The 12,914-nt window shown below is 37.0% G+C and carries 11 protein-coding genes and 1 pseudogene; all 12 read right to left on the reverse strand.

Annotated features, from left to right (window positions below):
* Window position 1: 1 nt before the first annotated feature.
* Window positions 2–1,129: an efflux RND transporter periplasmic adaptor subunit gene (locus L990_RS08865; protein WP_047447806.1), complete on the reverse strand. Its 1,128-nt coding sequence runs from the start codon at window positions 1,127–1,129 to the stop codon at window positions 2–4.
* Window positions 1,130–1,585: 456 nt separating this feature from the next.
* The gene (locus tag L990_RS08870; RefSeq protein ID WP_047447809.1) at window positions 1,586–2,341 is read right to left on the reverse strand and encodes a LytR/AlgR family response regulator transcription factor; all 756 of its coding nucleotides are present in this window, start codon (window positions 2,339–2,341) and stop codon (window positions 1,586–1,588) included.
* Entirely contained in the window at window positions 2,331–3,434 is a 1,104-nt protein-coding gene (locus tag L990_RS08875) for a sensor histidine kinase (RefSeq protein ID WP_047447811.1), read from the reverse strand. The genes L990_RS08870 and L990_RS08875 overlap by 11 nt, the downstream gene beginning before the upstream one ends.
* 992 nt (window positions 3,435–4,426) lie before the next feature.
* Window positions 4,427–5,110 carry an ABC transporter ATP-binding protein gene (locus L990_RS08885; protein WP_047447815.1) on the reverse strand — a complete coding sequence of 228 codons (684 nt, stop codon included), beginning with the start codon at window positions 5,108–5,110 and terminating at the stop codon, window positions 4,427–4,429.
* Window positions 5,110–5,373, reverse strand: coding sequence for a hypothetical protein (locus tag L990_RS08890; protein ID WP_047447817.1), 264 nt, complete (start codon window positions 5,371–5,373; stop codon window positions 5,110–5,112). The genes L990_RS08885 and L990_RS08890 overlap by 1 nt, the downstream gene beginning before the upstream one ends.
* A 123-nt stretch (window positions 5,374–5,496) precedes the next feature.
* Window positions 5,497–6,501 carry a toll/interleukin-1 receptor domain-containing protein gene (locus L990_RS08895; RefSeq protein ID WP_047447819.1) on the reverse strand — a complete coding sequence of 335 codons (1,005 nt, stop codon included), beginning with the start codon at window positions 6,499–6,501 and terminating at the stop codon, window positions 5,497–5,499.
* A gap of 193 nt (window positions 6,502–6,694) precedes the next feature.
* Window positions 6,695–8,065, reverse strand: coding sequence for a hypothetical protein (locus tag L990_RS08900; RefSeq protein WP_047447821.1), 1,371 nt, complete (start codon window positions 8,063–8,065; stop codon window positions 6,695–6,697).
* Complete coding sequence (locus L990_RS08905; protein ID WP_047447823.1) at window positions 8,062–9,333, reverse strand: hypothetical protein; 1,272 nt, start codon at window positions 9,331–9,333, stop codon at window positions 8,062–8,064. Before L990_RS08905 ends, L990_RS08900 begins: the two co-directional genes overlap by 4 nt.
* A 935-nt stretch (window positions 9,334–10,268) precedes the next feature.
* Entirely contained in the window at window positions 10,269–10,835 is a 567-nt protein-coding gene (locus L990_RS08910) for a YdeI/OmpD-associated family protein (protein ID WP_047447826.1), read from the reverse strand.
* Window positions 10,836–11,098: 263 nt separating this feature from the next.
* Complete coding sequence (locus L990_RS08915; protein ID WP_047447828.1) at window positions 11,099–11,659, reverse strand: hypothetical protein; 561 nt, start codon at window positions 11,657–11,659, stop codon at window positions 11,099–11,101.
* Window positions 11,660–11,673: 14 nt separating this feature from the next.
* The gene (locus L990_RS08920; protein ID WP_047447830.1) at window positions 11,674–12,333 is read right to left on the reverse strand and encodes an energy transducer TonB; all 660 of its coding nucleotides are present in this window, start codon (window positions 12,331–12,333) and stop codon (window positions 11,674–11,676) included.
* A gap of 193 nt (window positions 12,334–12,526) precedes the next feature.
* Window positions 12,527–12,914, reverse strand: a pseudogene (locus L990_RS20210) (hypothetical protein); the annotation flags it as partial.

Genomic DNA, 12,914 nt, shown 5'->3' on the forward strand with positions numbered 1-12,914 from the left:
GTTAAAATTTATCTTCCACCATACGTGGTGCAACTGTCATGCTTTCGGTAAGCTGGTCAATGCTGCTCACGGCTATTCTATCGCCAGCCTTTAACCCCGATTTAAGAATGTACCTATTGCCCGTTTTTTCGCCAATCTGAACTGGTCGCATCTTTACCTTGTTCGTTTTATCTAAGACAAAAACGAAATACTTGTCCTGAATATCTTTAACGGCGGCCATAGGAATTGTAAGGGCTGCGCTGTAGTGCTGCCTTAGGATAACCTTGGCAGAACCACCCGAACGCAGTACCTTGTTGGGATTGTCAAAAACAGCTTTCATGGCTATGCTTCCTGTTGCTGGATCAATATTTCCGCTAGCCGATTGTAGGATGCCTTTATGGGTGTAGGGTTCTCCGTTGGCCATTATCAGCTCGGCAAGAGGGGTAGCCTTGGTATCGATGTTTCTTTGGTAGGTGATAAAGTCGGCTTCGCTAAGGGTGAAGTAAACGTACACCTTGTTAATATCGGAAAGGGTGGTAAGGGGAGTTGCATCGGTTGGGGAGACTAAATTGCCAATGCGGTTGGGTATTTGGCCGATATATCCGCTTACAGGCGCTTTAACAAGACAAAATGCAGCGTTTATTTTCGATGCCGCTAAGGTGGCTTTGGCCTGTGCTACTTGAGCCTTTGCTGCATCAAAGCTGGTTTCGGCAGCTTTGAGCTGCACCTCCGAAACTACCTTGCCTGTAACTAGAGGTTTGATTTTGCTAACCTCGAGCTGTGCGTTTTCCTGTGCGGCTAGTGCGGCTTTGAGTGCTGCCTTACTGCTATTAACCTGCTCGCTAAGGGCATCCCCTTTAACCCTAAATAGCGGCTGCCCCTTTTTTACATAATCCCCTTCGTTGACGAAGATATGATCTAGGTAGCCTGAAACTTGGGGCTTGATCTCTACAATTTCGATCCCTTCTACTGATCCGGGATACTTATGTTCTACTGCTGCATTAGCTGGTTTAACCTCTACAAAATCGGCCTGCACCGACTCTTCTATGCCGCTATTCTGCGAGGCACTGCCACAGGAAGCTGCGATAGCTGCTATGATGAGAAAAGTACGTACTCTCCAGCTGCGTACAACAAAAGTAAAACGTGCCATACTTGATAGTTTTAAATTTAATGAGCAGCAAAAAAAGGGAAAAGGAGAGGGGCCTCTATCTAAAAAGTTACCAGAAGCGTAAAAATTGCCGCTGTATCGAATGGATGCTAAGCTGAATCGTAGAAGTGAAAAACAGCAGAAAGGATATTACAAGCGTCTACTCTGTAGCTTAATGTTACTCTATCGCAAAGCAGCTATCAGGTAGGCTGTTAAGGTGAAGGTGTGTTCTTTGGTGTATTTTTTATGGGTGCTGTAAAGCCAACCAATGCGAGCTAGGTGGTACTAATGATAACCCCTACTGCATGCTGTGCCTTGCTAGGTAACGGTGTTTGCTATAGTGGGCATTTTAGGTGTAATGTAGCGGTTGCAGCAGCGTTTACCTTTGCTCAGGCAAAGGAGATTGTACTACTGCGCAACCGAATCTCATAACGAAGACCTTACAGAAGAATAGGTGCTTTAAAAATTGAGCCAAGCCTTAAAAAGGTTTGCCTTGTCTCTACTTACAACCAGTTCTATTTTGGGATTTTTCTTTATTTCGACCTTTAGCTTGCCGTTAAAGTGGTTGTGTAGCTGTACAACAGCATCAATGTGGACTATAAACTGGCGATTTGCCCTAAAGAAGAGCTTGGGGTTGAGCTGCTGCTCCAGCTCTTCTAGGGTGTATGGAATTGTCTCCTCCTTTCCATCCTGCAGCTTGGCCTTGGTGATCTTGAGCTCGGAGTAGAAGTATAGGATGTCGTCGATACGGATTGTTTTATAGCCGTCTTTGTAGGGTAGTAAAAATCGGCCTCGGTACTCCGTAGGCTTTAGGGCTTGTAGCAAGCCATCAAGGTTTAGCAGCTGTGTGGTTGCCGCTTGCGACTCTATTTTTGCGAAGGCAGTTTTTAGTTCATCTTGGTCGACAGGCTTTAGGAGGTAGTCAACGCTGTTAACTTTAAAGGCCTTTAAGGCGTACTCGTCGTAGGCTGTTGTGAAAATTATGGGGCAGCTGACTTTAACTTGTTCAAAGATGCTGAAGCACAAACCATCCGATAATCGTACATCCATGAGCACTACACTAGGCTGCTCGTTGGTGGTAAACCAAGCAACGCATTCGGCAACGCTTTTCAGCACACCTACCACAATAGACTTGGGATATAGCTGGTCAATAAAGCGCAACAACCTGTCGGAGTTGAGCTTTTCATCTTCTATAATTAAAATTCTATCTATCATTAGCTATGGATATAAGCGGAATTCTTACAATGAACATACCATCTTCTTTGCTAGCGGTGGGCTGACTGTTTGAGAGAAAGCTATACCGCCTAACGATATTGCTAAGCCCAATGCCCATCGAGTCGATGACATTTTCGATGGGTAAAAGGGTGTTTTGAATAGCTAGCTCCTTTTTTCCACGGTTGTAGATGCTAATCTTTAGGGGCGTTTCCTTTTGTGTCTTATTGTGCTTAATGGCGTTTTCGACCAGCAGCTGTAGGGTGAGCGGTAGAATAAGAAGCTCCTGCGCGGCTGCGTCAATTTTGATATCAAACATTACGCCATCACCAATTCGTTGTTTAATCAGAAACATGTACGATTTGAGGAAGGTGAGCTCGTCTTTGAGCTCGATAAAGTCTTTCCGAGAGTTAACGAGCATGTACCGGTATATCTTGGAAAAGTTTTCGGCGTAGGTGTAACCCAGCTGCTGGTCTTGAAGAATTAGCTCGGACAGCACGCTTAGGTTGTTGAACATGAAGTGGGGATCGATTTGTAGCTTTAGGGCCTGTAGCTCCGATTCGATAAGTGCCCTGTCGAGCTTCTCCGCTTTTAGTAGGGTATTTTTCCAGCTTACAATAAGGTAGTCGCCAATATTTACGCCAATAATCATAAAGGCAATGAAAAAGCTTATCATCAACCACTGTATAATGCCCTTAATCTCTTCAACCGAAATTGGATTCCGAATGTCGGAGTAGCCCATTGCCTCGTAGCATAGCATCCAGGCATAGTTGCTTATCAGTACTATTAAAGATACGGAAAGTAAGTTTAGTGTAATCTCTAAAGCTAGCCGTTTGCCAGAGTGTGCAGTCCAAGGTACCCGTTTATTTAGCTTATGGCTAATCATTACGCTCGATTCGGATATTAGAATACAAAAAATGAGCGAAGATATTATATCAAAGATCTTTATGGATTGGTCTTTAGTAAAGAAAGTTGTCCAGTACTTATCGTATGGATCAATCAAAAAAGACATTAAGTTGAGAAGTATAAACGCTAGTAAGACAACTATTATGCGTCTACCTTTATCGCTTAAAAAAGTATCATTTTGCGAACTCATACAGCAAAAAATATTCAGAATTACCCGAAAACAAAATAGCAAAAAAGAACTAGTATGCTATGCTACTATTTTACCCAAAGGGCAGAAATAGCAGCTAAAGGCAAATATTTTATGACTAAAACGAGCTGTTACTTGTTTGGCGCCATTGTTCCGCTAGCAATGATGGGTTGGTGCATGTATAGATAACCTGCTGGCTGCTGATTTGTTAGGCCTGGCTTATATTAAATACTCAAGGCTCGGTGTATTGCTAAAGCAAAGGTGAGATTTGAGATATGCGATTTGCGATTTGCGATTTGAGTATTGAGATATGCGATGTGAGATATAGGATCTGCGACTTCTTTGCTGATGCTTATTTTCTTATAATGCTTCCTATTATTCATATGTGTATTCTAATGTGGGAGGACTTCATGCTAGTATTAACTTTTACGTTACTTTTTTGGCGCAAAAAAGTAACCAAAAAACATGGCGGAAATTAACTCGCACCGTCGGCTTATGGGTTCTTGGAGTTTTGGGGTGCAGTAGCAGAACGATTGAGATTTGCTCATTTGGGAATGAGCTGCTTTCCGAGCGTTGCTCAGACAGATATTTTCGCCGTTGGTTGTGTGGCTGACGCCACGGGTGTTTACGGATGGGAGGTAGGCTGTTTTTTTGTGTAATTGTGGGCGAATGAAACTTTTTTATAAAAAGAGGGGAAAAAGGTATTGAGATATGCGATTTGAGATATGCGATTTGGGATGTGAGTATTGAGTAATGAGATATGCGACTTCTTTGCTGATGGTTGCATTTAATGTCTTGCATGCAGCATCTGTATCGAGGAAGTTCTACTTCGGCTGATAATGCTATAGCTCAGAAAATGTACTATCCGTAATTAAAGTGGCGTAAGCCACATCATCTCCGTTGAGGGTTCGCTCGGCTGCTGTACGGTATTGTTTGAAGGGGGCGGAGTAACCGTAATTTAGCGGAATGAGTAAGTATAAGGTGGAAGATCTAGGCTATCGGAGGCTAGGGCAGGGGCTTCTCTTTAGGTATCCTTCCTGTGCGAGCTCCTCTGCCGAACCTATTTTTTGGCTTCGGCCATCCTTTATAAGCAGGTTCCTGTCGGTTATGCTTAGCACGTTTTGGTAGTAGTGGTCGGTAATTATTATAATTCTATCCTTCTTCAACTTTTGTAGCAAATCAGAAATCTGCTCCTGCTCAATGGGATCGACCATCGAGAAGGGCTCGTCGAATATCATTACGCTATGCGGCAGCTGGGATACGAGCATAACTTCAAAGTACTTCTTTTGTCCAGCGGAGAGCTGACCAAACTTTAGGCTGTCGTAGCGCGCTATCTTGGGGTTATACAGTATGCGATCTTGTTTATCGGGATTGGGATGGAACATGGCCACGATGTCTCGTACTACCATGCTAGGAGGAAGCATGTGGTGCTGCGGCAGGTAGGCTACCTGCTGCTTTGCGATGTTTGCCTTGGGCTCGTACTTTTCGTTACCCAGCAGCGCCTCGAACCTATCGTAGCCTAACGCCCCAAATATGATTTTCAGTAAGGTGGACTTACCGCTTCCGTTTCGTCCAAAAATTCCAAGTATCTCCCCTTGGGGGCATTCAAAGCTGATGCTCTTTAGAACGGCATTATCCCCAAAGCTTTTTTCGGCCTGCAGCACCTCAAACTTTGTCATTATCCAAAAAATATTAGGATGGCAGCAGGGATGGCTACCGGAGAGTTTACCTTAAATAGCGTAGCGTATAGCCTCCTCTTTGTTATCCCCCTGTTGTAGTAAAAGTAGTACTGCTCCTTGTAGAACATGCCATAGCACAATATCCCCACCAAATTGCCAATTGTTCCAAAGGTCATAAACCCACCAAATGGCGAAATAGCCCCCACGACTACGGATAGTAGCAGATTAAATTTGGTTACATCAATGTAGTATTTGAAAAGCATGGTCGGTTTTTGGGGATTGAGGTTGGCGTATGGAAGATTGCCGATTACTGAGTTCTCCTATCAAGTCATTGATAATTTAATGCAGGCTATAACCCTTGAATAACTTATTTCATCGGCAATTTTTTATACCACAGGTTGGTGGTAGTTGTTATATGGAAATCTATCTTTACTATCTAAAATACTATATGGTTTTTTTAATTTTTCAACTCTCCATTCCGAGTTTGGTCTAAAAACAAATTTAGCTGGAATCAAGTCTCCAATTTCTCTAATGATAACATGTAAATTTGTTTTTTTATCTATAATGACCCATTCTTCTAAATATTTCCAAATCCCCACATAATCACTAATCATATTATAGATAGCATTTGCAACCGACTGAAATGTATCACTTTCTCTTATTTCAATAAATAAGTCATTCTTAAATTCAGGGAAAATTATGGAAATTAAAATAGAATAACTTGTCTCTGTATTGGTGTTATTATTTTTTTTATTAAAATTATTACCATTAATAATAGTCGAATTATTTATATGATAATTTTGTTTTTCCAAAACTTCTATAAATCTTTTGTCGACATGGTTTTTGAAGTTTTCAAGTACTAATTCAATATTCATTAGTGATTTATCTGTTTTCTTATCTTGTTCTTCAAATTTTACTTTTGAAATTTCTGAAACTAATTTTTCGATTACGACTCTAGCCATTTCTTCATCAAAGCGAATGTTGAATAATGTTAATAGTTTTGAAAAAAAATCAACAACTGAACGATAGTCATTTAATTGATAACATTGATATAAACCTAATGGAGGAATAATTGTATCTCGATTAATTCCAATACAAACTGGAATGACCTCACATTTTTCAAGTGCCTGTCCAATTCCACATTCAAAATATATCCAAGGTCTATTAATGCTATTAGGTGTTAATAGGGCTACAACAGCTTTGCTTTGTGTTATTATCGACAATATCTGGTTAAACCAAATATCTCCTGGTTTTAATCCACTATTACTGGCATTATCAGAAGAAAACCAAGGACTTATTTGTTCTAATGTAATCCTACTTAATGCGGTTGAAAACAATTCAGCAATATGTTTATCTTTGCTATAATGACTTATGAAAAAATTTTGTGACATAATTTTGTGTTTAAAATCATAGTGATTTATAATAAACGGTCAATTTGTATAATTACCTCTAATGGATTTGAGTATTAAGTGTTTCGTAATTCAAATCGACTTGTTGTTAATTGTTGTGGAGTTTGTTAAATATACCGCCGTTAAAATTAGCACTTCTCTCGAACTGTTTTATATACCGTGTTATCAATTGGGCTTATACTTCGTATAATTGAAGCAAGTTGTTTTCATACCATACAATATCATTTCTATTAATTATTAGATGAAAAACTATTTTTTCAAGATTTGGTATAAAGAATTTTTCAATTAAGAACTTTGCACTCGATGGTAAATTTGTACTTTCTAAATGTAATTCAGAGTCCTTGTTGTGTACAATAGAATTTCGAATTTTATAAACCATAATCGCAAACATATTACCATCGATATTTGATTTTAACGGTTCGTATTTGTAATTTTTAGAAAGCCCCAAAGAAGATAGTAGCACATCTATTTTAGAAGAATTTGTTGCATCTATTACTTCCAAATTAGACCATTCTGATTTAATTATTTCTATAATTTTATTGCCGTTATAATCAAGTTTCATTACCTCAATAAAGAATTCTTGGATACAATTATTTTCATTTGATGAAAATCGGTCATATAAAGTTTGAAAATCTCTAATATGTAAAGAAGAACCTGCTTTCTCTCTTTGTAAAGTACAAACTTTATGTTTATACATGAAGTTTTCAATTATATGATAAAGCTTTAGATACTTATCTAATAAGTATTTTTGATTATTATATTCATTTAGAACACTAGCAATACTTTCAAATTGAACATATTTTTCAGAGAAGTTAAAACTTCTAAAATGTGGTGCGAATGGAGGGTGATTGTATTTCTCAAGAGATTTAATTTCCTTTCCATTTAACAGAACTTGTAGTTTTAATATTGGTTTTAAATCTTTTAATTCTATTGCATCTTCAAGACATAATAATACATATTGAGTAGCTGAGTATGAATTAATAAAATCAAATTGATCTAGCCAGATGAAAAGAATGTCAACATGAGCAGATTGAATTTCATTTAGAAGAAAATTTTCAAAATTTGCATCTAAGGAAAAAATTAACAAACATTTAGAGTTGTCAGTTTGCTCAAAATGTATGAAATTGCTATCAATAATTTTTGAATTAAGGTCTATAATTTTAAAATGAGTATTAATAATCTCCCCGTTTAAATCAATATCAGGCTCTTTAAGTTTATTCAACCTCTCTGCTACAACACTCCAATAGTAAAAAGTATTTTCAATTTTAATAGGAAAATCATTAAATATTCCAATAAACGACTTGTATGAATCAAGAAAGTCAGAAAATTTTGTACAATCTTCAATCAATTCATTTCTGGTATCTCTAGATTCAATTATATATTCTTGTAGTTTCCCTAAGTCTGTATTAAAACTAGCATATTTTTCAGATTTTGTTTCAGACAACTCAATTTGATCACTATGCGCTGTGTAATAATTATCAAGTTCTTGACTAATATTTTTCACGCAATTATTAAAATTTTGATAAAATAAATCAATTCTTCTCATGATTGAACAAATTTTGAAAAGTGAGCATTCCAATTAATTGGTTCTTCTTGAAAAATTTGCGGGTTTTCAATTCTTTCAAGCAAATTCTTAAAAGCATTAAAAACAACTTTTCTATTGACTGTTCCAAAATTTATTTTGCTTAAATCGAGAAGTCTTCTTCCATTATCATAATCATTTAGGTTTAATATCGTTGGATGTTTTTTAAGAAAACTTATCATCAAATTGAATAGTTCTTTTGGATTTTCAATTTCTTTTGCTTGTCTGTAATTACCTAGAGCTGCGAACAAACCAACCAAAGAAGCCTCCCTTCCAAACCATTTGATTTCGTTAGAATAATTTAATTTTAGTATTTCATCAAAATCAAGTAAAAATTCCACGAAGTCATTTATGTACGTATATGATAATTCAGAACTCAAATCCTGAATTACAAAATCCTTATCTTGAACCTGACTAATCAAACTTGTATTTGTTACAATAATTTGACCTTTATCAAATGCTATCAATGATGAAATTAACTGGGAAAAATGGAATTGACCAAAATCTCTAGATTTACTGAATGAGGTAGAGTTCATTTCTTTTTCCCGAATTAAACTGAAATTATTAAATTTTTCTTTTGATGAAAATTCTTTTAGTAAATCATTTATAAATAGTAATTCTAGTTGATGCTTTAATTTAACAGGCTTATGACCTGCATTTAAAAGCAACATCTTTTCAACCTGTTGTGCGGAATTTAGGTTTGTCCATAATTCAAACCACAAATGATTATGGGTAAATACATTGTCTAAATCATTGATGTTGTAGTTTTTATAAAACTCAATTATTCTATACAAAATTTTGTAATTTGATTTTATGGTATATAGTTTTTGAGAAAAAATTCGTGACAATTGAAATTTCTTTAATTCTAATATTGATGAATCTGTTTCTAATTCAGATTTAAACAGCAAATATGTATCGTATATCATTTTCAAACGATGAGTTCGCTGAAGACCATCTAGTATTTTGTAATTATCTGAACTAAATTGGATATGTTTTTCTTCTTGATGATAATCTCCCAAAACAATCACAATTGGCGGTATATGATTTTTATTAAGTACCGTTTCTATGATTTTATCGAGGTATACATTTGTATTAACAACCTCTCTTTGGATATCGTATTCTTTGTAGTTTTCTGGTAGATTAGTTAGATAATCAAACAATGAAAACTTCGCAAGAAAACATTGACTGTTACCGTCATTTCTTGAATCCAGTATTTCTGCTTTAATAGTCATATTGTCTTTTATTCATTTGCCTATTTAATGGTACTATGTCCTTCTATCCTTGCTGCTAACATCTATTGTAATCAACTTTGTTTGTATATCTGCCATCAAAAATGGGATATCCAACAAAAGTTGCTGTAAGTTAATAATTGTTTACATAGCCAGTGTCCTGTCAATTCTGCGGATTCTTTATGCTCTTGTGCCCAGCAGCATTTGTAGGTGTCGTTTTCTAACAGGTGCGTGGCAAACAAGTTCCTAAACGAAATTGGGAGTAAACGAATTACTACATATTACCATGCTTATTTTAGGGGTACGTTATAAATAGGTAGGCAATATAGCATTTATTAGCACTCATTATTCTATGCATACAGGAAAAGTAGGGAGGAAGTTGAAAAAATATGGAGGGAGATGTCGCTTGGCAAGGAATGTCTTAGGTTAACCGTATAAGAGGAAGTGTTGCTGGCTTATTTCTTTGGCGCAAAAAAGTAACCAAAAAACATGGTGGAAATTAACTCGCACCGTCGGCTTATGGGTTCTTGGTGCTTTGAAGTAGGATTGTAGAACGATTGAGATTTGCTCATTTGGGAATGAGCTGCTTTCCGAGCGTTGCTTAAACAGGTATTGCGATATGAGGTATGAGATTTTTCGCCGTTGGTTGTGTGGCTTCGCCACGGGGGGGACGGATGGGAGGTAGGCTGTTTTTTTGTGTAATTGTGGCCGAATGAAACTTTTTTATGAAAAGAGGGGAAAAAGGTATTGAGATATGCGATTTGAGATATGCGACTTCTTTGCTGATGGTTGCATATAATGTCTTGCATGCAGCATCTGTATCGAGGAAGTCCTAATCCAACTGATAACGCTATAGCTTAGAAAATGTACCATCAGCCTCCTGATTCTAGAGGCGGTTGGCGGTTTTACGGTTGTTCTAGGGCTACCGCCATGAGTGGTTAATAGTATTTGTCAATTCCGCCAAATCCCTGGATAAGCTTATTGTCTCGTGTTTTTTGAATAAAGTTTGTTAGCCGTTTAGTAAACTCCTCTGGTCGCTTTCTTGCGCTGTCGATATAGGCAACTCGAATTCGCTTATACGGTTCTGAAAGCTTTAAGTAGTGGTTCCAGGTCGCTTCGTCTTTTCTGATTTCGGCTAAGATATCTTCGGGAAAGACAAACTCCCGCGAGGTAATCTCTAAAACTGTTTGATGCAGCGTATGATGGATTAGGTTGTTTTCGGCTAGCCATTTCAGCCGCTCTATATTGGGTTGCGAATAGCTGCTTTTGGCTTTCCTAGGCGTAAATCGCTGAATGGAGTGGTCCTTGTCGAGCGTTTTGTTGGTGCTGTCTATCCACCCAAAGCAGAGGGCTTCCTCCACCGCATCGTTGTATTGAATACGCTCTTCGCCAGACGACTTTTTTGCATACACCAGCCACGCCTCCTTTTCGATGTTGAAGTTCTGTTGAAGCCAGCTTCTCCACGCTGCTCTTGTTTTAAGGTTAAGAATATTTTCCTCCGTCATGCTACGTTATTGTGTGGGCTAAAATTACTTCTAAATGGGGCACTTTGCAATGGCTGTCAACAGATGGGCATGGATAAAACGTAGCTGTGTGTGATGCTAGCTTACGACTAGCGTTGTTAGTCGTAGACTCCTTTCTAAGCGTGCTCCTTTTCTGTCCTTATCCATAAGCCTTGGCTGTTTGAGCGTAGCGAGGTGTCTCCTTTATTATAGCCAGCTCTTATTTTCTATCATTACTTGTTGTCGTGAAAAGCAATGCTGTTATGCTAAAATTTTGCTTTACAAGCAGGGTAAAGAAGTACCGTACCTTGCCCTGCAGTCTGACAGTTTGATCTTAATAGGAACTTACATTCTTTTTTTGAAAGCCAATATCTTGTATTTACGCTGTCAGCCAAACAGTAAATTAATTCGAATGCAGGTTTGTGTTTGTGGATGCCACTTTCTATTTCCTTCTCGACTAATCTCTTGTCGGGTGTCAAAAAGTAAAAACGATCTTTATTTATTGGCAAGTCGGTTGTTTTATATATAAGTTTAGGGTCATCAGCATTATTAAATCGCCTATCTTCCCAGTGAATTTCACTTTTCTGATTATTAAGTGTCTCTTCAATTTGCTCTTTGAAGTCAGGTACACTTTCATTTCCACGAATTAGTAAGACGCTGTCCCATTCAAAATCAGTTATTGCTGCGAGATCCAATGTGTCTGTACCATTTCTTATTGCATTTATTTGTCCTTGGTCAATCCTGTCATAAAATCGGCTTTCAAAACTATTACAACCCGTTAAAATGATTACTACCAATAATATCGATATGTGTATTGCTTGTTTCATGTTTTGCTGTCTTTCTAAAATTGGCTATGGTGCTTGTTAGCGGGTGCAATTTTTCCTCCATCTATTATTAAAGGTACAGTCCAGATTTGTCTAGTAGGTTTTCCATATAAGTATGCAGGCTCCCACAATGGCATTCCTTTAATTGCTTTAATGATTTTTTCATCAATACATTTAGAAAAGCCTCTGAATATTTCAACCTTAGCGACTTTACCTAAGCTACTTATGTCAAGTTGCATAAAAGCGGTACCTGAATATTCAATATTGCCTATAGATATTGTTGCTAACTTTTCTTCTATATACTTAAATAGCTCATCTTTACCTGCGGGATAATAGGCATCCCGCTTCCAATTTGGAAGCTTTTCTAAGCTATCAGCTATAGCACGAGCCCTATCCAAATAATGATTTCCATACTTTTGTTTTAGCAGTCCATTCATAGTAGAGTCGTAGCAATCATAGTACTTAGAAGGATCTATGAAACGCCAATTTATTTTATAGTATTTACCTAATACGTATAAATAGGTATTCTCTACTGGTAGTAATTCTTCCGAATGGAAATAATATCTTGATTTCCTGAAATCTGAGCGCGCCTGTTTAATTGCCTTTTCACAACCATTTTGCGAATGAGCAATACCTCCAGCCAGAAGTAATAATAATATCGATAGTGTTTTTCTCATATTATGATCGTAACAAAACTACCGAATATATTGCAATGTGGGTGTATATACGAAGTTCTAATTACGCTTTTATACAAATTCGGTAAAGTCTTCACTAAAATGGGATCCTACACGTCTGAGAAGGGAGATTCAAAGTGGTGAATTTACCATTTCTATCTCTATCCAAGTAAAAAAGCAGAACGTCAGCATAAGATTATTTAATTCTTTCAATAAATTTGCCATTATTGTATTTTCTAATGATTTCTTCTACTCCATTATCATTATATTCAATTTCAATACCGTCTTTTAAACCATTCTTGTAATTTTCTTTCCTCCAAATAATTCCATTTTTATAATAGATTGATTCCCCATCTGCTTTATAATTTACACATTGAATGTAATCTTCATATTGTCCATATTCAGAGTTTTCTTTCGTAATGTATATTCCATTTCCATTGGTCAGTATCTGTTTTTTGTTTTCATCAAAACAAATTATGTACTCATTTTCTATAATGCAAGAATTTTCCTTGTTTTTCCAAAATTTTGAATGACATTGCAAGTCACCATCTTCAAAGTAATGCTTTATATTTTTTTTAAAATTA

Origin of the sequence: Alistipes sp. ZOR0009 (assembly GCF_000798815.1) — a bacterium.
Lineage (GTDB): Bacteria > Bacteroidota > Bacteroidia > Bacteroidales > ZOR0009 > Acetobacteroides.

Coding starts and splice junctions, on each gene's coding strand:
- L990_RS08865 (WP_047447806.1), bottom strand. CDS start 1,129: ATGGCACGTTTTACTTTTGTTGTACGCAGCTGGAGAGTACGTACTTTT.
- L990_RS08890 (WP_047447817.1), bottom strand. CDS start 5,373: ATGCTTTTCAAATACTACATTGATGTAACCAAATTTAATCTGCTACTA.
- L990_RS08900 (WP_047447821.1), bottom strand. CDS start 8,065: ATGAGAAGAATTGATTTATTTTATCAAAATTTTAATAATTGCGTGAAA.
- L990_RS08895 (WP_047447819.1), bottom strand. CDS start 6,501: ATGTCACAAAATTTTTTCATAAGTCATTATAGCAAAGATAAACATATT.
- L990_RS08870 (WP_047447809.1), bottom strand. CDS start 2,341: ATGATAGATAGAATTTTAATTATAGAAGATGAAAAGCTCAACTCCGAC.
- L990_RS08905 (WP_047447823.1), bottom strand. CDS start 9,333: ATGACTATTAAAGCAGAAATACTGGATTCAAGAAATGACGGTAACAGT.
- L990_RS08885 (WP_047447815.1), bottom strand. CDS start 5,110: ATGACAAAGTTTGAGGTGCTGCAGGCCGAAAAAAGCTTTGGGGATAAT.
- L990_RS08875 (WP_047447811.1), bottom strand. CDS start 3,434: ATGAGTTCGCAAAATGATACTTTTTTAAGCGATAAAGGTAGACGCATA.
- L990_RS08920 (WP_047447830.1), bottom strand. CDS start 12,333: ATGAGAAAAACACTATCGATATTATTATTACTTCTGGCTGGAGGTATT.
- L990_RS08915 (WP_047447828.1), bottom strand. CDS start 11,659: ATGAAACAAGCAATACACATATCGATATTATTGGTAGTAATCATTTTA.
- L990_RS08910 (WP_047447826.1), bottom strand. CDS start 10,835: ATGACGGAGGAAAATATTCTTAACCTTAAAACAAGAGCAGCGTGGAGA.